This window comes from Pseudoalteromonas sp. S1727, assembly GCF_005886375.1.
Taxonomy (GTDB): Bacteria; Pseudomonadota; Gammaproteobacteria; order Enterobacterales; family Alteromonadaceae; genus Pseudoalteromonas; species Pseudoalteromonas haloplanktis.
The window spans coordinates 34,386-59,703 of the sequence record NZ_PNDT01000003.1; the positions used below are offsets into that span (position 1 = coordinate 34,386).

Consider the following 25,318-nt stretch of genomic DNA (forward strand, 5'->3'; position numbering starts at 1 on the left):
GATCACCAAACATTGTGCCACCGCGTTTTGGTTTATGGTTTTAGTTAACTGTAAATTTAGCGAATTACCTCTCAGCTGTGAGTGTATAAAGCTGTTGCCAAAAATACACCTCAAGACATTTCAGATAAAATACTCAAACCTGCTCACCTTGCTTATTGTATGTGCTCACTAAGGCAGTGCATTTTCACTCGAACTTAAGTTATCATAATGTTTTATAACAAAGGACTATCCATGAGAAAGCTCATTATTTTAGCAGCAACTGCCGCTGCATTATCAGGTTGTAGCACGTTAGTACAAATGCGTAATTTTGATGATAACTTAGTGCCACAAAATGCAAATAGAACACATACGCAAGAAAGTGTTGGGGAAGCAATTTTGCTCGCATGTAAACAACTTACTTGGAAATGCCGCATACAAGAAACAGGTAAAATATTAGGGGTGTTAGATATTCGTAAACATCAGCTGCGAGTTAATATTGACTATAATGAAGCGCAGTATGATATTGATTATAAAGACTCGATAAATCTAGACTATAACGGTGAAAAAATACATCGCCAATACGTAAATTGGGTAACTAACCTAACCCGCCACATCGATTCTGAATTAGCAAATTAATAAAGTTCTTAATAACTAAAAAATGCTCACTGATGACCGTTTTTTAGTTATTTAACCTCAGCTCAGGTTTTTATCCTTTATAAGCAAAACTCATTAGTCCCATTTAGCTTACACTCTGTATATATTTGGCTTTTATATTGCAACTGCTACAGTAACTAGCCTATTTCACGTTAAAAATGTGAAGGCTTTTCACAATCAGCGAAATTATTACAAAGGAGATGAATATGACGATTAAGAAATCAGCACTCTCACATTGGTCTGGTGATATAAAATCAGGTAAAGGCCAAATAAACACTGAAAGCGGAGCGTTAACAAACCAACCGTATGGCTTCAACACTCGCTTTGAAGATAAACAAGGGACTAACCCTGAAGAGCTTATCGCTGCTGCGCACAGTGCCTGTTTTAGTATGGCGCTTTCACTTGCACTAACAGAAGCTAATTATGTCGCCGATGATATCACCACGAGTGCGGTGGTTAGTTTAGATGAAGTAGATGACGGCTTTGAGGTGACTCATATTGCGTTACATGTTGAGGCAAAAATCGCCGGTATTTCTGAGCAGGAGTTTAATAAGCTTTGTGATCAAACCAAACAAGGCTGCCCTATTTCCAAATTAATGAATGCAGAGATCTCACTTTCTACGGCACTCAATTAAATTCAAGATGCATATACTCAAGCTACCGTGAGGTAGTTTGAGTATAAATTAACTTACGTGTGCTCATGAGTTAAAAGTTAATATCTAACTTCAAATAGCCACGTCTGCCGAGTAAATCGTAGGTCATTACATCGGTATTTGCGTCATTCCATGAGGTTAAAAAGGGCGCTTTTTTATCAAAGATATTATCGATCCCTATCGCTAGTGATGTATTTTGCGTAATAAAGTAACTACCTTGAATATCGTTATAAACAATACTCGGTACTGCACTGCCAATGGGCCCGCCGCCATTTACATCATCAGCGGTACCAATATAACGCATGGCATAATGTGCCGACCACGTAGCTGCTTTGACACTCACGCCTAAATTTGCGCGCCACTTGGTGTAACTTCCCTGAACTTCGGTTATATAACCTAATAAACTTTGTGTGGCTTGACCGGCAAAAGGAGTGTTTTCATGTTTTAGTAAACGTGTCGCATCCAGTTCAAATTGACTACTTAAACCAAATAAATCGGTATTGTAGCGGGTGTTAAAATCTATTCCACTGACTTTCTCAAAGGCTGCATTTACTGGCCGCTGGCTTAGGGAGTTAACTTGACCTGTCACAGGATGACGGGTAAATGTATCGCAGTAAGCACTATAAACATCAGGATCGGTATAACATAATTTGAGCGCATCTGAGCCATTTACTGAAGTAATTGCATCTTCCACTTCAATATCAAAATAATCAACGGTAGTAGATAAACCTTCAATAAAATTAGATTGCCATACCATGCCTAAAGTTAGTGTGTCTGCAGATTCTGGATTTACATCAGGATTGCCGCCAACAAAGGTGCGAATTGTAGTACCGTCTTGCACAAAATCAGCGGGTAAACCAGCCGCTAAGCAATTTGCTGCTATCTCACCTGTTGCGTTTTCACAGGGGTCAATAGTGCGAAGATTTTCAGCATTTGTACCACCAAAAAGCTCGGTTATCATCGGTGTTCTAAAGGCTGTTGATTTAACCCCACGCAGCATTAAACTATCAACAACTTGCCATGTTAGGCCTACTTTATAAGTCATCTTACTGCCAAACGTACTGTAATCTGAATACCGAGTCGCAACCTGCGCCTCAACGCTCTCAAGTACAGGGATAGCAAGCTCTATAAAACCTTCGGTTACTGAATAGCTGCCATCAATGGCATCTTCACCGCCATTTGCAAGTACCGTTGAATCAGGATTACGCCAGCCACTTTCATCTCGTTTTTCAAGCCCTGCAGCAAAGGCAAGTTCCCCTGCTGGCAACTCTAGTAAATCACCAGATAAATTAAAGGTCAGTGAACGTAATTCATTACCTCCATTACCTTCGCGACGATATTTTACGTAATCAATCACCTCAGGGGTTAATTCATCAACGCCAAACCAGTCGCCACATGGGATCGCGGCAGCACTTTCATAGCTACAAATAGTGTCATCAAGGGTATTTGCTACTTTGCTAATATCTTGATCAAACGTCCAGCCATCAGTACCGGTGTTGCGACCATAGTTATAAGCTAACTGCCAAGTCCAATTATTATTTAAAACCCCATCAAGGCCAACCACAATGCGCGCGGTATTGGTCTCTTGGAAAAAATACGGTGCACCTAGCTCAACATTACGTCGCCTTGTTAGTTCTAAGTCTTGCCCGGTAGGATTATAAGCAAAGTCTTTTGATACCATAATGCCACTGATACTACGCGGTGTTACAATCTGCTCTGATTGACGATTGCTGTACTGCGCTTCGGTAAATAAATTTAAGTTATCACTTAGCTCATAGGTAAAGTTGGTCGATACATTTATCCGCTCACTTGGGTTAACGGCATTTAAGTAACTGATATAATTAAAGCCATGTTTAGCTGAGTCATAAGCTTCATAGCTATTACCATCACCATTTGGGTCTTGATTAAACTGAACACTGCTACCATCCGCCAATAAAGCACGCCCACCTGCCGTTGTTGCGCTGCCAAAGCATGTTAACTGGCTACTGCCATCTTCATTAACCGTTTCACTTTTAGCGCAATCGATTCTATCTGACTGCCTGACTGCTTCGGTATTTATATAGCCTGCACTAAACACAAAATGGCCTCGTTCAAACTCCCCCCCAACATTAAAACTAAATTCTTGGCTTTGCCCTTCACCATCGTCAGCTGCGCCTATTTGAGCGCTAAACTCTGCGCCATCTAGTTGTGTTTTAGTGATGATATTAACCACCCCTGCAACCGCATCAGCGCCATAAATAGCCGATGCACCATCTTTAAGTACTTCCACTCGCTCAATAATAGATGTGGGGATCATATTTAAATCAACTGAACTATTAGCTCCCGTACCACCATTGACAATACGGCGGCCATTGAGTAGCACAAGCGTGCGTTTAATCCCCATCCCTCTCAAATTGACTTGTGCTGTGCCATAACCCCCACTGGTCCAATAGGCATTAGTGGCATTACCTGCAACCCCAGCAGAAAACGACATACGCTGCAGCAAGTCTTCTACATTTACTATGCCCGTTTGGGCGATTTGTGCGGCATCAATAACCGTTACAGGGCTGGCACTTTCAAAATCAGTGCGCTTAATATGAGAGCCGGTGACATTAATGTGCTCGATATTATCGCCGCCGTCATTAGCAACAGCGTGTAAACTTGTTAGTGCAAGGGAAATGGCTGAAAATGCCAGGAGATTATTCATAAATACGGCCTATTAATGATTTTTATTGTAGAAATAGGCGCTTATGATAATGATTTATGTGTCACTGAGAATGTGACAAATTGTCGCAGGAGCAGGTTAACCTATGGAAACTGGCCACAGGTTAACCTATCGATTGTTTATGCTTTTACAGAAAGTAATGAGTCACTTTGTGATAGACCAAACTTCTCTTGCACGGATGCTAAAATAGACGCTTTATCTTCATCATTTAATTGATCTGAATAGTTGGTAAGCAACTCATCTAAGTAACTGACCATCTCTTGGGTGTTAACCTGCTCAGCACCACCTTGTGGTGGAGGGCCAGGCGGGCGACCACCTTCAGGGCGACCCATTTCTCCCACTTGCGCGGCATCAAAGCCTGCCTCAGCCATCAGCTCTTGCATTTCTTGACCAGGTTGAATACCCGCTTCTTGAAAAGCAGCAACAATAGATTGTGCGTCTGCTGTTGTTAAATTTTCTGGGTCAAATTGAGATAAGGTTTCGCTCATTAACTCTGTTTGTTCACTCGTTAGAGGCTGAGCTTTTGGGCGCTGCATTGGCTCAAAACTGGCGCCAGATGAAATACTATTGATCATGGTTGTTCCTTATCTTTGACGGTGCGGTGGTTTATGAGAGGTAAATTCTTCTTCGCTGATCTCACCATTTTGATTGGTATCTATCTGATTAAAAACTTCTTCGATATCATCTACGCCTGGTGGTAGCTCTTGAGCACTGAATTCTGATAGATCTATAATGCCATTACCATCTACATCAATGGTTGAAAAATCAGGGCGTGGTGGTCGGTTTTCTCGGTTTTTAGCATCTACATGGGCTGTAAAGCCAACACATAATGTAGTTAATAAGGCGATTGCTGTTAACGATTTCATAATTCAACCTCTTGCAGGTATTAAGTAACTACCGACAAGAGTAAGTGTTAAAAGCGCAAACAATGTGCAAAAAATAAGGAAGTTTAAGGTTTTACAAAGCGATAACCAACGCCATAAACCGATTGAATAACACTGTCTTGTTCACACACTTCATCGAGTTTTTTACGTAATTTTTTAATATGACTATCAATAGTACGAAAGCTCACAATACGTTGATCAGTATACATATTAGCCATTAGGCTTTCACGGTTAAAAATGCGGTTAGGTTTTTCAAATAATGGTTTAAATAACTGAAATTCAACACTGGTAAGTTCTACTGAGCGCCCTTTATATTGCACACTAAAAGTATTTTCATCTAGATACATATCCGTATTTTGCTGTGGCTTTGCCAATTCACTACGCCTTAATAAGGATTTTACACGGGCAACAACTTCGGCATAACTAAACGGTTTACAAACATAGTCGTCCGCGCCGAGCTCCAAACCTAATAGGCGATCTATTTCTTCAACTTTGGCTGAAACCATTATGATTGGCACTGTTGAAAACTGTCTGATCTGTTTGCACAACTCAATACCACTTGTTCCTGGCAGCATCACATCAAGTAAAATGACATTAGGGTGATTTTCTTTGAGCCACGGCAGTACTTCATCACCATGATGGATTTGATGAGTAGCAAAATGTTGATTTAATAAAAAATCGCTCATTAAATTAGCAAGTTTAACTTCGTCTTCGACTATAAGTACTTTCGCTGGGGCTGTCATTTTAATACTCCATGGGTAATTTTATCATAATACCTAAACCGCCCAATGGGGCTCTCATCGCAGCGATTTCACCTTGATGGGCATGCACTATATGTTGGCAAAGAGACAAGCCAAGTCCCGAACCACCTTGCTGGCGGTTGCGCGCATCATCTACGCGATATAAATACTCGAATAAATGCGCTAAATGTTCATCTTCAACTCCTATGCCGTTGTCTTCAATGTTGATAACAACATAGTTTTGGCTTATTGACGTGACTTTAGTGACTGCTATTTGTAATTTTGAACACTGAGCATAATGCACCGCGTTCATTAAAATATTACCAAATAACTGCATCAAACGGGTATTGTCAGCACTAATTGTTATTTCTTCGCTGAATTCAGTGATATTTAATTCAATTGCGTTATTTTTAAAAATAGTGGTGTATTTTTGTTTAACTGTAAGCAGTAACTCAGCAATTGATAATGGCTGCATCGTAAAATGCATACCGCCTAACTCTGCACTATTGAGCAAATGTAAGTCTTCAATCAAACGCTTTAAATGATGAGCTTCATCATTTGCAGAACGAATATTCTCAACAGATAAAGGGCGGACGCCAAGTTGCATTGCTTCAAGCTCCCCCATTAAAATCGCAATTGGAGTGCGTAGTTCATGCGATGTATTAGCAAGCCAACGTTTACGTACTTGCTCATTGTGGGCGAGTGTCAATGCTAGCGTGTTATAGTCTTCACTTAATTGACCAATTTCATCATGACGTTTGAGTTTTAGTTGATGCTCAAAGTTTCCTTGACTAAGCTGGTGCATACCTTTGGCTATTTGTTTAACTGGGCCGACTAAATTCCGTGCTAACAAAAATGTAATGAGTAAGGTACACGAAAGTGCGATTAAGCCAATCAACCATAGGTAACTGGTTTGTTGCTCTAAAAAGTCTAATTCGTAACCATCAACTAAACCTTTGCGTTTAGACACTGCAAGGTAACCTATTACTTTGTCATTGAGTTCAATAGGGATGTCAGTATACTTTAAATCACTTTTATAGTGCCCTACTATCACTTTTTTATGACTATCAAGTAGCGCATAATCTGCTGCGTGCCCGGGGGGTAATCTGTGCTCGGGGGGGACTGGTCTGTCTAAGGTCATAGAACGCTCAAGCCTTTGCCTATGAGGCTCTCTTTTACGAGGCGGTATATCTGGTACAAATTGGCTATCTACTAGTTGCTGTATTACTAACCTGAAAAACTGTCGTTCATCACCTTCGAAGCTTCGCCACGATGAATCCCTTTGATAACGCTGTGCAAATTGACTCACTAACGGTTGTAACGCTTTGACTTCTTTTGCATTGACATAGTCAATCATGCCTTGGCCTATGCTCCATTGCATCAGCAATACAAGGCTTGTGATCAGTAAAAAGCTGAAACTAAAGAGGATCAAAAATAATTTATTGTGTATTTTCATTTCTACCGCTTATAAAAAAGGTATCCCTACCTTTTGGGAAATATTAATCGTCGCTTGATGTTATCAAGTTACTTGTTTTTAGCTAACTTAGATAGCACTGGAAAGCTTTCAAATCGGTAAGTGATTAGCTCATCTACTTGATCGTTAATGTATAAAGTAGCAACAATTTTTTTATCTTGCGCACTCCAATACATATGACCATGATTATTCAGTGTCACCGAAATGGTATTAATACCCGCACTAAACAACGTTGTAGGTAAATGGACATACTGTCCATAAACACGCTGAATTTTAACCCCATTAATATATAAATGAGCATGGCCTGCCAACATGCCTGTTTTTGGGTCTTGCTGTGCAGACATGAGAGCGTTCATACTGATACCCGCAGGTGGCGGTGTCAGTACATAATTTTGGGTATTAATTGTCAGGTTATACCCTGACATCGCATCTTGCTCAAGCGCTAAGCTCAAAGCAGGCACAGGGATCTCAGCGGGCACAGCAATTGGCAGATGTGAGTGATCCATTGCCATAGTTTGCACCTGAGCCACGCCAACACTCAACCTCAGCAAAAGCGTTAAACACACAGTAAAAATTATTACTTTCATCATAACCTCCTACGAACGTGGTGGCGGACCCATGGAATCACCCGTACTACAACGGCCAATTGAATTATCTGGTAGCTGACCTTTAAAACGCGGCCCTATTTGGTATGGAAATGACGGTTGCAATTTGCCATTATTATCAAGAGCAAGTGTAATATGGTAGTGATAGCCTTTACCATCATTGGTATCATGGCCGTTATGTTCATCAAGCTGAGCACCTGCTACAGCTTTTTGTGCATAGTAATAATCTTCAAAATAATAACCCGCATCTGCAGCTAATCTATTACCAGAAAGCGTAGTCACCAACTCGCCAATAGCAGGGCCTATCTCGGCACTTTCAACCCCTTGGCTAATATCGTATTGATCGATTAACACACAACTACGTTGACCTTCTGTAGCGCAACCAGCCTCACTTGTTGGCGCGCCATAATCACGTATTTGCCAACCACTGAGTGCTAATTCATCTTTGCTTTCATAAGGTCCATAAAGCGGATATCCATCCGCAGCAAAACCATAAATAGGCGAATGCGCTGAGCCATCATCATTTAACATGTCAGCTAAACAACGGGTATAAAAGTGATGATGATATTCACCATTAGCAGCATGGCCACCGCATACATCGACATCGTACTGCTCAGCAATGGGAGCAAGTGTGTACCAGACATTTTGGCCATAACTCATGCCATCACCCCAGTTAAAAATACTGGTGCCATTAACCATCAAACCAACCGTGCCTAAGCCCGTCTCACACACGTCTTCGTTGTCTGTGGGTTCAAGGGTAAAATAAGCATCAACAGCTTGCTCTGTTGGACAACCAGGACCTGGAGGCCAATAACCGGCCCCCCCGGTATCATTACAGTTTTCAGTACTGCTGTTATAACCGATATCTTCACCAAACAAGACCATTTGCCCCACTTGAGCCGAGGTAACACCATTGGCAAAATCTGTCGCAGCACGAGGACGGTTATTCAACCAGTCTATTTGCTCTTCACTCATAGTGACATCATAACGAGGCACCCCAGTAGCGTTAATATGCATATAATCAACATCAGCAATATTAACCACCTCAGCTAATTGCACATTTTCAGTGACGCCGGTGCTGCTATTTTGAATATAGGTTGAGTTAGTATCATTATTGATAATCCAACTCGATACTAAGCTGCTATCGTTGTTTTGCGCTACAGTGACTAAAACCTCTACGGTATCGCTTACGGCTGCATTTACGCCATCATTTACCGTTAAAGTAAATACTAAGGTTTCATTGTCTGATAAGGTCGGTGCTATAAATTGTGTCGCCGTAGAGCTACCATCACTGAAGGTAACCTCTGTACCTGATTGCTGTGACCACAATATAGATACATAGGCATCATCGTCATCAACACTGCCCATCAAATAAACTGTATCGCCACTGCTGACTTGTTGATCAACACCCGCATTTACCACTGGCGAGCTATTGGCTACGTCGGTTGATGTATCTGAATCACTGTTACAAGCCGCTAAACAAACACATAATGTGCTGAGCGTAAATAAACTTGAAACTGATTTAAATGTAGACATTGCAAGACCCTTAGATTGAACTTTTAGTAAAAGTACCGTCAAAAAGTGCAAACAATGTGCAAAAATTAAGAAACAGCCAACAGCGCTTGTTATTACTTTACTATTGGTCGTGCAAGACTGAATAAATCGTTTGTTTGTACAAAATAATCACCGCCCATTTTACCCACAGTACTTAACGCTTGAGGGTCAATATAACCATCACGTAATACACTGTCAGCAACATAAATTCCAATAACATTAAGCAGCATTATTTGCCCACCAGCAGGCAATTCACTAATAGTAATAACCTCGCGCAGGGTGCATTCATAGCGTACTTTTGATGCTTTGACACTTAAAGGCTTTACTCGTTTACTCGCGGTTGATTCAATATTGGCAGCCTCAAATTCACTTACCGAATGTGAGTAATTTGCGCAACTTTGATTCATTTGTTCAACCTGCTGATGGCTGACAATATTGATCACGCATTCTTTGGTTGCGAGTAAATTGTTTAATGTGTCTTTGTTTTTATGATCAGCTGGGTTTACCTGAGTCACACTCAATACTGGCGGGTTTACACTGGCCACAGTAAAAAATGAGTAAGGCGCGATATTGTCAATGCCATCGGCACTTAAAGTACTTACCCAAGCAATCGGCCTTGGGGTAATACCACCAACTAGCTGACTATACACAGTTGGTTTATCCTCGGTCGTCAAATCAATATACATATATTTCACTATTTTAAGTTAATTTTAAAATGCAGCTGCACCTTACCCTCAGCCAACAAAGCAACAGAAAATGGCGAGTGCACCGAGTAGCATAAAGTTAGGGCTTTTTTATGACCAACTATCGCCAAGACAATAAATCAAGCTCACAGGATAAACTTACTCTAATTCTTTAAATTATAGATAACTATGCCTTTGAAACGCGCTTTTCTATCTGTTCAATAACATTTGGATCAATAAATATTTCTAATGTTATTGATGCTGTTTTTACCGCGATAGCAACCAATAAACCAGTAAGAAGGATCCCCGTCCAAGCGATAATAACGGCCAATACCTTTGATGGTTTCTTTAACGGTCGAATATCGCCATAGCCTACCGTCAGCGCCGTAATAAACGCCCAATAAATTGAATCAAACCGGCTCCAGGATTCTAATCGGCCGACAACCAAACCAAGCCCTATGATCACAAAGCACAATACGGCCAAAAGAGGTAAACCAAGATACACTCCAATAAAAAATAATTGAAAAAACGTAATCGAAAATTCCATACAACACAACCAACTTATTTTTAATTTTTCTTACCACTTATAGCGTGATTTTCTAAGCCTTTAACAAAGCGAGGCGTTTATAGAGCTCGCATACATCACTTAGCACTCCACGCAGTAATCAGTTTTTCAAACTGAGTATGCATATTGTTACTATTGATGCTCTTCGTTTGCTGATTAATTGCATTCACAAGCTCAGTAAATGATGCTTGGTTGTTATTACTACTGACCACTGCGGTCAACGCATTCACAGCCTCTTTGTTATCTAGTGATTGCACTATACTCTGAATTGCTTGTTTATTATCTAAGCTTTGTATATTCACACCAAGGCTTTGCAGTAACTGGCTATAATCGTGATTTAGATTGTTTTTAGTGAGTTTACCAGCAATCTCTTCCAGTGATTGGTGCAAATAACCCATTTGCTCAACCGCCATCATCACAGGACTGCCGGCTCCATCGAGTTTATTTAAACGTACAAAGTCACCTTTAATTTGACTAAAGCGCTGTTGCTCTGATTCGCTTAAGGTACCACGCAGTTCCCCAAGTTTTAGTAAGTTCTCTTCAGAGCCTTTACTGAGTGTTTGCGCTTCACCACGATAATGATCGCAAATCAGGTTTTCTAGTTCTTCGTCATTCATGGCGGCGACGACTTTCTCCGCCATTTTATTCATATTACGGTAACTGCCTTGTAGTTTAAATGGCGGCTCAGTGCGGTAATTATTATCTTGCGCAGCTGAGGCAATATACTGGGCGTTCACTTTTAATACCGTATTACGAATCGTGATTAATCGTGTGAGGACCGCTTTGATTTCGTTAACTTCCGCTTGAGAATAGCCGTGCTCAAGCTCATTTAATGAAATATCTTCGCCTTGGCACATCCGCACTAATTTATATAGATCCTCCATATTGCGATTAGCCAATGGCGCTAATACTGCATTAGAGGTTAGCGCATTTTCTATAAAGCTCATGGCAAACTCTTGCTCACACCCGGCTAAGGTATCACCAAGATTATAAATATCGGCGCGGTTTGCCAACATATCAGGAATTTTAAAACTCTCGCCCGATTCCGTATACGGGTTACCTGCCATCACTACAGCAAATTTTTTACCACGTAAGTCATAAGTTTTACTTTTGCCATTCCATACTCCGTCTATTCGACGTGAGCCATCACACAATGAAATAAACTTTTGTAAAAATTCAGGATTAGTATGCTGAATATCATCCAAATAGAGCATCACATTATTGCCCATTTCAAAACTTTGGTTGATTTTTGCAATCTCTTTTTCTGCAGTGGCGTTAATAGCTTGAGTAGGATCCAATGAGACTTGATCGTGCCCTATAGACGGGCAGTTTACTTTTACAAAGGTCAATCCTAAACGGTTAGCAACGTATTCTACTAAGGTAGTTTTACCGTAACCCGGTGGCGAGATCAGTAATAACATGCCCATTAAGTCAGTGCGTTTGTTTTTACCTGCTGAACCAATTTGCTTAGCTAGGTTATCGCCAATAATTGGAAAGTACACTTTATTGATCAGCTGATTACGCACAAACGAGCTCAGTGGCCTAGCTTTAAATTCATCAAGCTGCAGGCGCTCTTTTTGCTCTGTCAAAATGTCACTACGCAATGCATGATATTGCTCAAAAGCTGGGACTTGCTCTGTGATGTATTTACGAGTTCTGGCATAAAACTCTGCATAATCAAGATTTAAAACTTGCTCTTGCACTCGCTTATGCTGTCCCATTAAACGCTCAACCTGGGTATTTGGGGTGACGTCTAGCACTGCGTATTTTAATGTTGTGGTGGCACTAAGATGCAAATAGTTAGCCGCTTCCGCTTGCACCATTGCTGGCACTTTAGGGCTTTGCGAGCAATACGCATTAAGCCAACTTAAAAATAGCAATGCTCGCTCATCAGTTTGCTTTACATTTTCGCACGCCTGAGTCAGCTCGTTAATATAGCCTTTTGCTTTGGCGTCACTATTAAACTGCTCAGCTAAATTTTTAGCTTGTTGAGAAACAATAAATAGCTGTTGATCCGCCGCTTTTTGTTGTGCTAATTGTTGTACTAAATAAGCAGCGGCCAAATCAGTGGATAAATCAGCAAAGCGTGCTGATAATTTACTAATTTGTAGCAAAAAGTCGTTGATCTGTTCACTTAACTGCACGGTTAGCGTGGTGATAAAACTAGTCGCAGCAAAGTGTTTATCCATCAAAATAGCATTGCTCGCTTGATGGAAATATTCGTTCAGTTGTGTGGTTGACAATTGTGCACTAAATAACTGCGCAACAATACGACAACTAGGGGGATAAATAAGTAAGTCCAAACTACTTTTTTGCGTTAATAAGGTATCAATAATCGCACTGGCATCATGATCATGAATGCCTTTTTCATAACCTTCTTGGTAACGCGGTTCGGCAAATTTTTGCACCAGCTGTAATAACTGTTTATCTCGTTGCGCTTGCTCTAACTGTGTAAAAGTCAGCGAGTGCTCACTGTTTTCACATGCAAGTATTATTTGTGCTGCTAAATATTCAGCGCGATAAACGTAATCGTTTTCTGATACTAATGTTTGCTGCCACAAATGACGGCTTTGCTGTAACGTTGCAAGGTCTTGTTTATCAATTATCGGCTCAAAATAATCTGTGCCGGTTAAGTGCAACATTAGCTGCTCATCACGCGGTAATAAGGTTAAATCGAGTAATTGCTTATTTACACTAAAGGCATGCTTACCAATGCTGACCGTATTGCCGCCGTCAGTGAAAATATCTTGCTTATCACGTAACGAGCGGATGCCCTGATCTTTACTGGCTTTGAGTTTTGATTGAATATCATCGGCACGAATTTCGTCGCCTAACTCTTTAAGTTCAGTGGTAAGAGCACGCAATTTACTGATCATAGGATCGGCAGCAAAATAAGTGTTTAACGCATCCAACTCAGTAAAACTTTGCGCACGACGGTTAACGCCTTGCAGTATTCGCTCAGCGGCATTGGCTAAATTCAATGCACGGCGCTGGCGGGTGTCAATTAAGCTTTGTTTATGTGCTTCAAAGCTTTCATATACGTCATCACGCTTGGCAATGATCTCTGTCAGGTACTCGTCAAAATCACTAAATTGTGATTCCAATTCTTCAAGCTGAATAAGCAAACGTGAAAGTTGATCATCACATGCTTCAGGCGTTTTGGCATTATTTAATGCATTGGTGATACTTTGTGAAAAGAGCTTAAAGCGTGCGGCAAATTCAGCTTTCGCTTCAACACTACCGAGGCTCTTTTGACGAATTTCAATACTGGCCTTTGCACGATTCACCAATGCATACACAGCGCTGATATCTTCGAGTATCTGTGTGCGCACACGGCTATCGTCTATGTCCAGGTCAAGCATAGTGTGGTTAAGTAAATCCAGCTCTACACTTTGCGCATCTAACTGCGCAATATAGGTTTTAAGCTCGCTCACGCTTTCACTTTTACTGCTGAGATCTTCAAGCTGTTTGAGTTTTTCGTGATACGGCGTCAGCGCGCTGTCTTGTTGTAAAAACGCTGCGGTTGCTTGGCTTACTTCCACCAGCCGCTCATCAATTTCACTTTGTAAGTTATTCAGTGCCGTAATATCAATATATTTAATGTCTTCAAGGCTTATTACTTGGCCTTTGAGTACTTTTAAAGCATCAAGACCTTGCACAAACTCTGGGGCGGTTTTAAAGTTATCTGGGCGCACTTCACGGGTTACGTCCGTGTAGTGCTTATTAATATCCACCAGCGCTTGCTTGGCTTTGTTTTGAATTTCGGTGACTTTTTCAAATTCATCAAGCACTTGCTCAGCGGTTTCATTAATGCTGTGCAAGTTTTGCGCGATTTCTGTAAATTCACTTTCGTTAAGCCAATGATAACGGTCAAAAATATTTCGGCTGAGGGCAATTAAATCTTCGTAATGAAATAAGCTCGGGCTTTGCTCGCTAATGGCTTTACTGACACTGTATAAATCAGAAATACCACGCACTAAATCAGGGTTACCAATTTTGCCAAAAAAGCTGGTAAGTGGTGGCGCATTAGCGGCAAACTCGGCCGAGACAAACGGGCTTTGCCAAATTTGAATGGGGTGTACTCGCTCCGCTTGGTCTTTATCAGCCTTAAAGGTGAGTGTTACACCATCGTTATAAATTGCGTAGCCGTGGCAATAAATCGGATTTTGTAGGTTTTTATCAATAATATTATAGGCAAAAAGTGCGTAACGGCCTTCGCTTGGCTCATAAAACACATATAACACATCTTCGCCATTGGGTGACTTTATATGCCGGTGAAATTCTAAATCATCTATTTGCTCTTCAAATGAACGAGCTTGTCCTGACTGTAAATAATAACCACCAGGGAAAATAATACCGTGATCTTCAGGCAAGGTAACACAGGCACTACCAATTGCATCTTGACGCATCACCAGCTGAGAACGGGTGTTATAAATAAAATAACGCCATGCTTTTTCACGGTATGGAAGAATTTTTAGCAGCACTAAGTCGCCTACTAAGGCGTACTCAACTTCGCCATCAGCAAGGGATTGGTTTTTATCATCAACCGTTTCTTGATAAATCCCTTCACCAGTGTCTGTGCTGTTTTCTATTTTAATGGTCAGTGAGCCACCAATGGTTTCGACAAACACTTGATCGGCAATGTTAATATGAGCGTGACGCCCTTCTACATGGTTACTTCTGTCAGTTTTGAGCCATTCAAAATCATAGTCATGGGCGTGTTGAATATCACGCTCACCGCGATTATCGATATAGTTAATGGTGTTATCTGGGTGAATTTCCCAGCGAAAAACCCGCACATCCGATAATTTGTCACCGATTTGGAATAACGCAAACAGCTTGCCGTTTTGTTGATATAAATGCTGTAAGCTGGTTTGTTTGTAATAAGTATACAATTCTTCAAAGTCACGGATAAAACGACTATCCGTTAAAAAGCGTGTTGTATCAGGGTACGGCTCTATTTCATAATGGTTGTCTTGCGCGACTAGTTTTTGTACACTAAATACGTCACTGATTGCCGTTTCTTTTTTTAAGCCCAAGAACACGTTGTAAGCAAAAATAACTTTGTCGCCAACGATCACGATATCACGCGGGGTACAATTTTGCTCTGTACGAACGCGAACACGTCCTTTAACTTGTAGTTCAGTACTGCCAAACTCGTTTATACGCTGTTTATTAATATCGTCTATTTGCGCTTTTAAATCAGCACCAAAATTATTTAAACGACGTTTAATTAAATCGTACGAGCCTTGCTCTAGCGCTTGTTGAGTTACGTCCGTCATGAAACCTATCCTGAAATTTAATAAAAGTTAGCCGCAATAATCAACTATTGCGGCTAAAACGATAGAACTTAGAAGCTAAACTAGTCTTTTGGATCTAGTTGAATTTTTTCATCTAATCCACCGCCTAAATTACCGCCTAACATGCTTAGTAATTGGCTTTTTTCAGCCGCAGACGTATTACTCAACTGCTTTAATAACTTACTCATGTTGAAGTTTTTAAGTGTTTCTGCGGAGCCATTTGCTCCAGCTAACACCCCTTTTAGGTCTTCGATTAAATTACGATCACCGTTTAAATGATCTTTAAACACGGTTTGTACAGTTTTACTTTCATCAACTAAGCCATCGATTGATTTACCTAAACTAATTGCACTCATAAATTGATTAAAGAACTGGCCATCACCGCCCATAATATTGATATCAGCATCACCTAAGGCTTTAGCCATAATATGTGCTTGGTGCTCGGCAATATCTCTGCTGGCGGAAATTTTTGCCAATACCAGCTCTTTTTGCTGATTAAGTTGTAGCGTAAAGCTTTCGTAATCGCGAGCATCTTGGTCCATCGCATTTAAGGCTTGTAGTTTCTCCTCTAGGCCTTTTGCTTCTGCACGCATTTTACGCTCAAGGTTAATCGCTTCTACTTCACCTTGTTTTTCATTCGCATCAGCCATCGCTGTTTGTACTTGTGCTTGAGATAAGCCAATTTCACGGTTACCTTGTGCTTCAGCTTCAAGTTTTTGACGCATTACCTTGGCATCAATCTCACCCTGAATTGCATTTGCCTCGGCTTTTGCTTTAATAACATCCGCTTCAGCAAGTCCTTTAGCAGCTGTTTCAACTTGTTGCGCATGCGCCAAAATTTTCTTCGACTCTGCTTGTTGATTAGCAATTCTAAGTTCAGCATTAGCCATTGTTTCAAGCTCACGGGCTTTATATTCTGCGGCTTGCTCTTGCGCTTTTGCAGCTTCGATGTCTTTTACTAATGACTCTTCAGCTTCAGCTTTAGCACGAATGATGATTGCATTTTTCTCACGCTCTGCGCCTGCGAGTACTTTCACATCTTTAATACGCTCTTCTTCTTCGGCTACTGATTTTTCAACAATGACGCGATCACGCACTACATCGGCAATTTCTTTACGCTCTACTTCCAGCGCTTTTTCTTTATTGATACGCAGGATTTCAGTTTCTCTTTCACGTTCTATCACTTCAATTTCACGTGAGCGGGCAACTTTCTCTTCTTCAATACCCAAAACGCGTAATCGGTTTTGCTCTGCAATATCCAGTTCGCGTTGCTTATTTTGCTCGCTAATGCCAATGGCTTCTTCGGTTTGAATGCGGGCTTGCTCTGATTTTAAGCGCTCTTCTTGACGTACTTTTTCAGCTTCTGCATATTCGCGGGCTTTCACGGTTTCAATTTCACGTACTTGACGAGACATGGCATCTTGTTTTTGACGCTCAATTTCTAGTGACTTTTCAGTGGCTTCTTGATTTTGGATCTCAATTTTAGCGCGCTCATCACACTTTAATTGATTGGTAGACACATTTTGTAATGCTGTCATTTCTGTGATGCGGCGAATACCTTCAGCGTCAAGAATATTCTGCGGATCGAGCTTATCAATTGCCGTTTGTTCAAGGTAATCAATGGCAACATCTTCAAGGGTATAACCCGATAAATCTTGGCCTATTACCTCTTTGATATTATCGCGAAATTCATTTCGATGAGTAAATAACTCAACAAAATCCATACGCTTACCAACAGTTTTAAGCGCTTCTGAAAATTTCGCTTCAAATAACTCTTGCAGTGTGTCGTGCTCTGACGCACGGGCGCAGCCGACTTGCTTGGCAACACGTAAAATATCTTCTTTGTTTTCATTAACACGAATGTAAAAAGTAATAGCGATATCAGCGCGTATATTATCTTTACAGATCAAACCGCCTTTATCTTTGCGCTCAAGCACCATACGCTTAGTTGAGATATCCATTACTTCCATTTTATGGATCACAGGATAAACAATGCCACCTGTTGTGGTGACGTCCGGCTCGCTTTTCATTTTATTTATGATCAGTGCTTGGCCTTGCTCTACCTTGCGATAAAACTTGCCTATGATCAGCAAAATAGCAAAAATAACAGCGATTGCTATACCTACAAATGTCAATATAGGTATGAGGTTATCTAAAAATTCCATGTTATGTCCTAACGTGATTATCGATTTTATTATGTGTTACTTATCCCTCAATAAACGCGGGTATTACCAAGGCTTACTAGTAATAATGTAACAGTGTTGCTCTTTGAGATGTTCAAGCAACACTGCGGTGTCGCCTGATGTAAATAATTCGTCATTCTCAGCCCTGACTTCAATTAACTGCTCAGTGCCTTGAAATAGAACCCGTGCTTGGCCGAATTTGTTGGTTACCTTGCCAGTGACAATAATGCATTCTAAGCCTAGTAAATCTGAACTTTGCGAGGTTTCTGCACTACTAAAAAAGCGCTGTAAGGGGCGTGAAATAATAGCGGCAACGGGTATGGCTATTAATAAGCAAGTCAGTAGCATTAACACGCCAAAAATATAAAACCAGATACCGTCACCTAACAGGTTGGCAAAAAACTTATGGGCATAGATACTGATCAACCAGCTACTCATGACCACTAAGCTTATGGAGACAGTAATGGGAATGCCACCAAAACCCGTGCTAAACCATGAACTCAATCCTGAGCTTTGCGATGCATCGGCTTCAATGTCGAGATCAGACTCAAACATATCAATATCAGCAAAGCCAATTAGAGTTATTAGCCAAAACAACATCACAACTAACAACAGAGCTGAAAAGATAACGGTGGGGAAAGTAAGCGCTAAGTTTAAAAATTCCATCATTACAACTATCCATTTATTTTAAACGCAGTAGGCGATAAAACTTTTTATCATTTAGTGGCTATGATGTTAAGCGTTTTAATGGAAAATTAACGTTTAAATATAAAACATTGTAAATGAACTACTACTTTTTTATGTTTGCTTTGTTTAATTAAAGACTTAGTGGTTAAATTTTTAGCATGCGGTAGCTATTAATCCCCCCTAAAAACTTATAGTATTCGCTCCTAGTTTTGTACCCCCGAAAAGTAAATTATATTAAAATCATTAAGAAAGGACACTTATGCGTTATTTATTACCAATCTCACTACTTGCATTATCTTGCTCGGCGACTGTAAGTGCGCAGCAATCAGAGACTCGTCAATGGTTCAATAGCATTGAATATAACACGTTAGAAAATGCAGACTTGGATTACGATTCAACTCAACTTTCAAGCCATTATTATTTTGCACCACAACAAAATACCGGCGTGTGGGATGATTATGGTTACCTAGATACTGATTCTAACATTGCTTTTCATTACTACGAGAGTAATGGTTATGATAATTTTTCTTTTAACGGTGAAGGCTTTTATGGCAACTGGTTTGTTAGCGCTGAATTATCTGATTTAAGTAATTTAGATAACTACTCTATTGGTGCAGGCTACTTATTCAACGATTCACTTAAAGCCTCAGTGCGGATGCAGGAGTTTGAATATGGAGATGAAATATTCTGGTTTAAAGCACAGTATAACCATCAATTGAATGACACTGACTATATAGGTTTTACTATAGAAGCTGATGATAGCCTAGATAATTGGAATACATCTTCGCGTTACTTTAGCCACCTTGGTAACGACCGTTATTTTAGCTTAGACGTAGATTATCAAGACCCCACCAATGCAGTATCAGCAATGGCTAATTACTACTTTAATCGAAATGTCGCGATTGGTGCAGGCGCTAGCGATTCTGACCTGCAACTTGAAGCTAAGTACTTTATTGATAGCCAATATTACTTCATTGCTAAGTTTACTGACTATGACCATGGTGATTTATATACTGTGAAATTTGTCGCCCAGTTTTAATAAGTGAAAAATGAAACGCCGCTATTTAGCGGCGTTTTACTGCATAGCTAAATTACATATTACCCAATTCAATCATCATTGCTGTATACATTTTAAGATTTAACTTAAGCTGTTCTACGGTAATAAATTCATGCTCTGAGTGGCCAGTATATTTTTTACCTGGCATTGAAGGGCCAAATGATACGGCGTTATCAAATAACTTGGCATTCGTGCCACCACCAATTGAGACAAACCCAGCCTCTTGATCACCAGTAAAATGTTTAAAAATATCAAGCAAAGCTTGCGCATGCGGTGCGCCATCAAGCAACATTGGTGTGCCAATAATCACCTGCGTATTTTTTAGCTTAACCTGATTATTAGCCTGCCAATTAGCCAATGCCGTGTCGATTTGTTGCTTTAGCACGGCTTCATCTTTGCCAACTGGACGGCGCATATTTACCGATAAGGTAATATCATTACCATCACGTTTTAATAACGTTGGCGAAACCGTCATCGGCCCCATAAAGTCATGTGCGTAAGCGATATCACCAAACTGCTTGCCATATAAATCAAGACCAATAAGCTGATTGATAAACTCAATGGCTTGGCCGTCGCTGTTATTTTCAAGTTCGATACCTTTAAATAATTCAGCCAGATGCGCTATCGCATTATGCCCTGCTTCAGGCTCTGATGAATGCGCAGACATACCCTTTACTGAAACTTCAATACCAGAGGTAAGCTCTGTGATAGCGACTTTAACATCACTAAGTTGTGCTACATTGCTATTCAATGTGGCAATGTCTGCAGGCGTTGCATTATGCAATATGGCACTTGCGTCTTCAGGTATTTGGCTGACAAATGCGCCACCTTTTAAATTACTTACATACACACCGGTTTTTGCTGAACTGCCTACAAAGGTTGGCGCAATTAAACTCCAGCCTTTTTCAGCCACGACAACGGGATATGAAGCATCAATTGTCACCGCATACTTTGGTTGTTGGTAAGTTTTCATAAATTCTTCAAGTGGGCCCCAATCAGACTCTTCCGCTAAATAAATCATCAACTCAATGCGATTATTCAACGTGATGTTTTGATCTTTAATGGCTTTCATTGCATAAAGCGCGGTGGCAATTGCGCCTTTGTCGTCTTCTGTACCACGCGCAATCAGCTTACCTGGCTCTGAGGTGCTATCGATTTCAAATGGACTATTTTTCCACTTACTGGCATCCGCAGGTTGCACGTCGCCATGAGTCACAATGGTGACTTTTTCAGTTTGTTGACCCATGCCTATCAAAATGGTGTAACCTAAATCTTGATAATCAAACCCCAGCTCAGCCGCTTTCATTTTTAATAGCGCTTTAAAGCCCATAAAGTCGGGGTTATCTGGTGTATTGATCCCCTCTTTATTTACGGTTGGGTATGAGACTAAATTAGCTAAAGTATGAATTTGTGCATCTTGATACGTTTTTACTGCATAGTCTGCAGCAGCATCACTGCGACTATTGATATTGGCGTTGGCGTTAAGTGCTAATAATGCCAAACTGGCTAAAACGAACTGTTTCAAAGCAAATTCCTATTTTTAAAAGACGAAGGGGTGGAAACACACGCTAATTGTAACGCTGTTGACCTTTACTAAGCCAGCACTGTACCTGCTACGTTCTGATTTTATAGCAGAATATTTAATTAGCTTATAGCTTCAATAACGCTGTATACTATGCCACCAATTTTAAGCGCGTGAAGATAAACCATGAACCGCAGAAAAAAGATCATTACAAAATTTAATCAAAAAGATAAACGCGCTAACGCTAAATTACACAAAAGTAATAAGCCCGCTTATGTATCAAAGGCTGAACGTGAAAAGCGAGCATTAGAAGCAGAGCAAGCTGCTGTGCAAGAGCAATTAAGCGCTGAATAATCACTTAAGCAATTTGGGCTAGGGTAAAATGAGCGATACCATTTATTATTTATATCGCCAGCGGTTACCAAATAGGGGTGAGGATATTAGAGACTTTCCGTGTTTTTTCATTACTTCAACCTTATTCATGAAGTTGTTGATGAATGTGCTTTAATTACCGATATCTCCCTTCCAATCAAATAACTAAAACCGTGATAGCAAGGCTATCACGGTTGTTGTTTACTAAAAGCTGTAGCTCATACCAATATTAACTGAACGCCCCTGCCCTGCAAGCTGGCTAAAGCCTTGACTCATATCAGCTTTAAACTCAGCAATACTCACTCCACCCAGTGGCTGCTGATAATATTCATCTAATAAGTTAGTAACGGCTAATTGCACTGTTAACTTATCCCAGGTTGCTTTAGTTTGCAGGTTAAGCACACTATAACTTTGCGTTGAATTTTCAAGACGTCGTGGATCAACACGGGTTTTACTATCAACCCACTCCCAACTAAGTGAGTTTTGCCATTTACCAAGTTGCTGGTCTATAGCAATTTTACTGTGCAATGGCATTATTTGATAAAGAGGCTCATCGCTGTCGTCGCGTTCACCATGGGTTGCAGTAATAGCTGCGGTTAAATCCCAAGTACCAGCCTTTTTACTATCAACAACGCGAACAATGCTTTCTAGCTTGCCGCCATAGAGTGTGGCATCTAAATTAGTAAATTTTAATGTATTACGTTGTGTTAATGGCATATCAGTACGGTTTGTACTGCCAACAACTGCGCCATCAATATAATCATTCACCTGTGTATACCACGTATTAGCAGTTACTTGCCAAGTCCCATCTGTTGCTGATTTAGTATAACTGGCACTCACCGTATGCGCGGTTTCAGCGGCTAAATCTGGATCACCTATATAGCCATTACCATCGCCAAACCAGCCAATCATGCTGGTTGACATGGTACTCACTCCCCAACTGTAGCGTTCATATAAATTAGGGGCTCGATTTTTACGTGCTAAGCCAAATTCTAGCTCATCTTCATTTGTTATTTGATAGCGCACGAGTAGGCTTGCATCAACTAATGTATCGCTGCGTTCTCTATCCATAGCATTAAATGCCATTGCTGCATCTTGATTTGGATCATCCATCATCATGGCTGACATGTCGCCCATACCCGACATATCACCCATTGAATCCATACCTGACATATCATCCATGCCGCCATCCATGGTCATATCGCTATAAGGTTGTACTTCGCCAGCATCCGTGTGCACATATTCAATTCGTGCGCCCGCTGATACCCACCACTTTTTATCTAGCTGCTTTTGTAACTCGGCAAAAGCAGTGTAGCGATCGCGTTCACCATCATTTATATTTACGTAATCATTCGGTCCCATCATCATTGAACCTTCAATCGCAGGCCACCAATCATCAATGCGATAACCAAAGTATTCTTGTCCTAATAATAATGTGGTGTCTTTGTCGAGTTCTAAACGCCAATTAAGTTGATAACTGATATCTTGGGCGTCGGTATTCATCGGCATCATGCCGGTTTTTTCAGCCGTGAAAAAACCCATTTCGTGCTTCACATCGTTGTAGTTAATTTGTGCTTGGAACTCACCGCTTTCAAGAGTGCGTTTATATTGGCTGATCAACCCATAACTGGTGTTATCGGTCATATCCATGTATTGATTAGGAAAACCTTGGAAAGGAATTTTTTGATGGGTTAGCTTTACAACGAGTTGTTGTTTTTCATCACGAACCGCCGCTGTCAATGCGTGGTTTTGTACACGATAAAGTGTATCAAGTACTAAGTCACCATTGCCATCTTCATAGCTGTCAGCATCTTCAAATGACCCTTGATAGTTAATACTCACCGAATCACTTGCAAGTCTTGCACCGACTCCCACAGCTTGAGCATTATTACTACTGCGATATTGAGCAGATACATACCCCGAATGCCAATCAAACTCGGCCTTATCACTGTATTGTGGTGCTATTGAATTTACTTGAATAACCCCGGCAATATTGTCTCCTCCTGCACTAACCGGTGATACTCCAGCAACAACACGATAAGAAGCAACCTGATTGGCTGAAATATACGATAATGGTGGGTTCATTTGATTACCACACGCAGCTGTTATATCTGCACCATCAACCAAAATTTTTACTCGATCACCCATCATGCCATTTAAAATAGGTAAACTCGACACGCCACCCGCGGCAGAAAAATCAACGCCCAAGTCACTCAGCAATTGTTCAGCTGAGCCCAAACGTTCATGCGCATTTAGGTGCTGACCTTGAACTTCAATAACTTCAATTGAATCGTCTGCCAGTGCATAAGGAGAAAGTAAACAGGCAATCCAAAGTGCAATTGGGTTTAATACATGCTTTGAATTTGAAAGTGACTGAGGGTTGTTCATTATGTTCTTTATTTACAACAAGTTTAGAATGAGCAAAGTATATCGTTTGGCAATAAAGCTGAACACGTGACAAATTGTCGCACCTAGGCTACTCATAGCAAGATAATAGCAATACGGGATAAATCGTGATTATTTAAAAGATCATGACAAGCGCTGATAAAATTAATAATGCCCCGTTACAGGGCACTATTAAACGAATATAACTAAATCGCTGTTAGCTGGGGGTTAATTTGCTCAATAAACTCATGAATACGCGCAGCATTTTTTCCTAAATCACTCTTTCCGACTCGCGACTTACTACGCACATCAACTAACGTGATACCTTGCTTGCTTTTGATTCGAATAACCACATCATCTTTAAAACCAAACCACGCAGTGGTGTCGGTCGCTTCAATAATACCTTGTGATGGATCGGCACTCACTAATTCCCATCCTAACTGCTCAACGGCATTTTTAGCCACGCCAAACACTGTTTTTGTATTATCCGTGTACTTCAAGGTAACTAGTTCAGGGTACGCTTTTAACTGCTGAGCTGCGGTTTCGGCACCTGCATATTCAACAGGGTTTGGGGCATCCACGCGTATTGCAGCAATTGCTACAAACTCTGGTGGTGCTGCAACATCCGTTGAAATATCATGAATTGGCGGTACGCCTTTGGCTTTATTCATTAAGCTCAATGGCATAGCCACTGCGACAATGGCAAAAACAGCACTCACAATTGTTGCTAACCAATTAATGTTTTTACGCATAAATAGTAGTTGCACAGCCAATAATACTAAACCGGCAACGCCTGCATACACACCAAAGCGAATACCTGTAAACGCGGTACTTAAATCCAATATATGCCATTTATATAAAGGCCCAGGTAACACGACTAACAAAATAGCCAATGCACATACAAAACTAACAAGCGCTTTCATTTACGATCTCCGTACAACTATTGAAATGGTTTTAAATCTAAACACCACAATACCTGCTTTTTGTCACTAAAGATCATTTTTTATCACTGTTGAAAGTATTTATTTGCTAGCAAAAAGTTGCATTCCCCATGAAGTTGCTAAAACCAAACATTTATACACTTACTTTCAAACCGAACACTGGTAATACTGACTGCTTAAATGTAAAATTCCTCCATTAAAATTAGAACGTTCCTATTCGAGTAAGAACGCTTCAATCTAACACCATATTTTAAGATCTAAGTTCACCGTTTTTTGGATAAGACGCTGTCTTATTTTTATCATACAATTGCGGTTTAATTCATTCTTCAAAATTGTAGTTCTCAGCTTTTTATTAAATAAATCATTTACATTTTTA

The 25,318-nt window shown here is 40.5% G+C and carries 19 protein-coding genes; 4 read left to right on the forward strand and 15 right to left on the reverse strand.

The features are described from left to right. Positions 1-231 precede the first annotated feature (231 nt). Both CWB85_RS00450 and CWB85_RS00455 read left to right on the forward strand, forming a co-directional pair. Positions 232-615: a hypothetical protein gene (locus CWB85_RS00450; RefSeq protein ID WP_016709791.1), complete on the forward strand. Its 384-nt coding sequence runs from the start codon at positions 232-234 to the stop codon at positions 613-615. Positions 616-839: 224 nt separating this feature from the next. Then, positions 840-1,268: an OsmC family protein gene (locus CWB85_RS00455; protein WP_016709792.1), complete on the forward strand. Its 429-nt coding sequence runs from the start codon at positions 840-842 to the stop codon at positions 1,266-1,268. Positions 1,269-1,338: 70 nt separating this feature from the next. Here the strand turns inward: CWB85_RS00455 and CWB85_RS00460 are convergent, their stop codons facing one another. The 12 genes from CWB85_RS00460 to CWB85_RS00515 form a co-directional block, all read right to left on the reverse strand. Then, positions 1,339-3,972 (reverse strand): TonB-dependent receptor, encoded by a 2,634-nt coding sequence (locus tag CWB85_RS00460; protein ID WP_138553774.1) that lies wholly within the window; start codon positions 3,970-3,972, stop codon positions 1,339-1,341. A gap of 137 nt (positions 3,973-4,109) precedes the next feature. Then, the gene (locus tag CWB85_RS00465) at positions 4,110-4,565 is read right to left on the reverse strand and encodes a hypothetical protein (protein WP_016709794.1); all 456 of its coding nucleotides are present in this window, start codon (positions 4,563-4,565) and stop codon (positions 4,110-4,112) included. Between the two features lie 9 nt (positions 4,566-4,574). Continuing rightward, complete coding sequence (locus CWB85_RS00470; RefSeq protein WP_138553775.1) at positions 4,575-4,856, reverse strand: EF-hand domain-containing protein; 282 nt, start codon at positions 4,854-4,856, stop codon at positions 4,575-4,577. 83 nt (positions 4,857-4,939) lie between these two features. Next, on the reverse strand, positions 4,940-5,617 hold the full coding sequence (locus CWB85_RS00475; RefSeq protein ID WP_138553776.1) for a response regulator: 678 nt from the start codon (positions 5,615-5,617) through the stop codon (positions 4,940-4,942). Between the two features lies 1 nt (position 5,618). After that, positions 5,619-7,070, reverse strand: coding sequence for an ATP-binding protein (locus CWB85_RS00480; protein WP_138553777.1), 1,452 nt, complete (start codon positions 7,068-7,070; stop codon positions 5,619-5,621). Positions 7,071-7,138: 68 nt separating this feature from the next. Further along, positions 7,139-7,678, reverse strand: a complete 540-nt coding sequence (locus CWB85_RS00485) for a hypothetical protein (RefSeq protein WP_244389636.1) — start codon at positions 7,676-7,678, stop codon at positions 7,139-7,141. A 6-nt stretch (positions 7,679-7,684) separates the two neighbouring features. Next, entirely contained in the window at positions 7,685-9,229 is a 1,545-nt protein-coding gene (locus CWB85_RS00490) for a YHYH protein (protein WP_138553778.1), read from the reverse strand. A gap of 92 nt (positions 9,230-9,321) precedes the next feature. Beyond that, on the reverse strand, positions 9,322-9,933 hold the full coding sequence (locus CWB85_RS00495; protein ID WP_138553779.1) for a flavin reductase family protein: 612 nt from the start codon (positions 9,931-9,933) through the stop codon (positions 9,322-9,324). A gap of 184 nt (positions 9,934-10,117) precedes the next feature. Continuing rightward, a complete protein-coding gene (locus CWB85_RS00500) occupies positions 10,118-10,477 on the reverse strand; it encodes a potassium channel family protein (RefSeq protein ID WP_138553780.1) in 360 nt (119 codons plus the stop codon). Positions 10,478-10,572: 95 nt separating this feature from the next. Continuing rightward, on the reverse strand, positions 10,573-15,777 hold the full coding sequence (locus CWB85_RS00505; protein WP_138553781.1) for a DNA repair ATPase: 5,205 nt from the start codon (positions 15,775-15,777) through the stop codon (positions 10,573-10,575). 80 nt (positions 15,778-15,857) lie between these two features. Next, complete coding sequence (locus CWB85_RS00510) at positions 15,858-17,960, reverse strand: SPFH domain-containing protein (protein ID WP_016709804.1); 2,103 nt, start codon at positions 17,958-17,960, stop codon at positions 15,858-15,860. Positions 17,961-18,023: 63 nt separating this feature from the next. Continuing rightward, entirely contained in the window at positions 18,024-18,647 is a 624-nt protein-coding gene (locus CWB85_RS00515) for an OB-fold-containig protein (RefSeq protein WP_016709805.1), read from the reverse strand. 277 nt (positions 18,648-18,924) lie between these two features. Here CWB85_RS00515 and CWB85_RS00520 point away from each other — a divergent pair, with 277 nt between their 5' ends. Then, a complete protein-coding gene (locus CWB85_RS00520) occupies positions 18,925-19,704 on the forward strand; it encodes a putative porin (protein ID WP_016709806.1) in 780 nt (259 codons plus the stop codon). A 52-nt stretch (positions 19,705-19,756) separates the two neighbouring features. On the opposite strand, the gene CWB85_RS00525 is transcribed toward CWB85_RS00520, so the two are convergent. Further along, the gene (locus CWB85_RS00525; protein WP_016709807.1) at positions 19,757-21,247 is read right to left on the reverse strand and encodes a dipeptidase; all 1,491 of its coding nucleotides are present in this window, start codon (positions 21,245-21,247) and stop codon (positions 19,757-19,759) included. Between the two features lie 183 nt (positions 21,248-21,430). Here CWB85_RS00525 and CWB85_RS00530 point away from each other — a divergent pair, with 183 nt between their 5' ends. Continuing rightward, a complete protein-coding gene (locus CWB85_RS00530) occupies positions 21,431-21,598 on the forward strand; it encodes a DUF2986 domain-containing protein (protein ID WP_138553782.1) in 168 nt (55 codons plus the stop codon). Between the two features lie 222 nt (positions 21,599-21,820). Here CWB85_RS00530 and CWB85_RS00540 read toward each other — a convergent pair whose 3' ends face one another. Next, positions 21,821-24,004 (reverse strand): TonB-dependent receptor, encoded by a 2,184-nt coding sequence (locus CWB85_RS00540; protein WP_138553783.1) that lies wholly within the window; start codon positions 24,002-24,004, stop codon positions 21,821-21,823. A 203-nt stretch (positions 24,005-24,207) separates the two neighbouring features. Continuing rightward, positions 24,208-24,924: a DUF1499 domain-containing protein gene (locus tag CWB85_RS00545; RefSeq protein ID WP_016709810.1), complete on the reverse strand. Its 717-nt coding sequence runs from the start codon at positions 24,922-24,924 to the stop codon at positions 24,208-24,210. Positions 24,925-25,318: the final 394 nt, after the last annotated feature.

Excerpts from the sequence above, each read along its gene's own strand:
- CWB85_RS00545 (WP_016709810.1), bottom strand. The coding sequence starts at position 24,924 with ATGAAAGCGCTTGTTAGTTTTGTATGTGCATTGGCTATTTTGTTAGTC.
- CWB85_RS00460 (WP_138553774.1), bottom strand. The coding sequence starts at position 3,972 with ATGAATAATCTCCTGGCATTTTCAGCCATTTCCCTTGCACTAACAAGT.
- CWB85_RS00530 (WP_138553782.1), top strand. The coding sequence starts at position 21,431 with ATGAACCGCAGAAAAAAGATCATTACAAAATTTAATCAAAAAGATAAA.
- CWB85_RS00485 (WP_244389636.1), bottom strand. The coding sequence starts at position 7,678 with ATGATGAAAGTAATAATTTTTACTGTGTGTTTAACGCTTTTGCTGAGG.
- CWB85_RS00470 (WP_138553775.1), bottom strand. The coding sequence starts at position 4,856 with ATGAAATCGTTAACAGCAATCGCCTTATTAACTACATTATGTGTTGGC.
- CWB85_RS00490 (WP_138553778.1), bottom strand. The coding sequence starts at position 9,229 with ATGTCTACATTTAAATCAGTTTCAAGTTTATTTACGCTCAGCACATTA.
- CWB85_RS00500 (WP_138553780.1), bottom strand. The coding sequence starts at position 10,477 with ATGGAATTTTCGATTACGTTTTTTCAATTATTTTTTATTGGAGTGTAT.
- CWB85_RS00520 (WP_016709806.1), top strand. The coding sequence starts at position 18,925 with ATGCGTTATTTATTACCAATCTCACTACTTGCATTATCTTGCTCGGCG.
- CWB85_RS00495 (WP_138553779.1), bottom strand. The coding sequence starts at position 9,933 with ATGTATATTGATTTGACGACCGAGGATAAACCAACTGTGTATAGTCAG.
- CWB85_RS00515 (WP_016709805.1), bottom strand. The coding sequence starts at position 18,647 with ATGATGGAATTTTTAAACTTAGCGCTTACTTTCCCCACCGTTATCTTT.
- CWB85_RS00450 (WP_016709791.1), top strand. The coding sequence starts at position 232 with ATGAGAAAGCTCATTATTTTAGCAGCAACTGCCGCTGCATTATCAGGT.
- CWB85_RS00505 (WP_138553781.1), bottom strand. The coding sequence starts at position 15,777 with ATGACGGACGTAACTCAACAAGCGCTAGAGCAAGGCTCGTACGATTTA.
- CWB85_RS00510 (WP_016709804.1), bottom strand. The coding sequence starts at position 17,960 with ATGGAATTTTTAGATAACCTCATACCTATATTGACATTTGTAGGTATA.
- CWB85_RS00455 (WP_016709792.1), top strand. The coding sequence starts at position 840 with ATGACGATTAAGAAATCAGCACTCTCACATTGGTCTGGTGATATAAAA.
- CWB85_RS00475 (WP_138553776.1), bottom strand. The coding sequence starts at position 5,617 with ATGACAGCCCCAGCGAAAGTACTTATAGTCGAAGACGAAGTTAAACTT.
- CWB85_RS00465 (WP_016709794.1), bottom strand. The coding sequence starts at position 4,565 with ATGATCAATAGTATTTCATCTGGCGCCAGTTTTGAGCCAATGCAGCGC.
- CWB85_RS00540 (WP_138553783.1), bottom strand. The coding sequence starts at position 24,004 with ATGAACAACCCTCAGTCACTTTCAAATTCAAAGCATGTATTAAACCCA.
- CWB85_RS00480 (WP_138553777.1), bottom strand. The coding sequence starts at position 7,070 with ATGAAAATACACAATAAATTATTTTTGATCCTCTTTAGTTTCAGCTTT.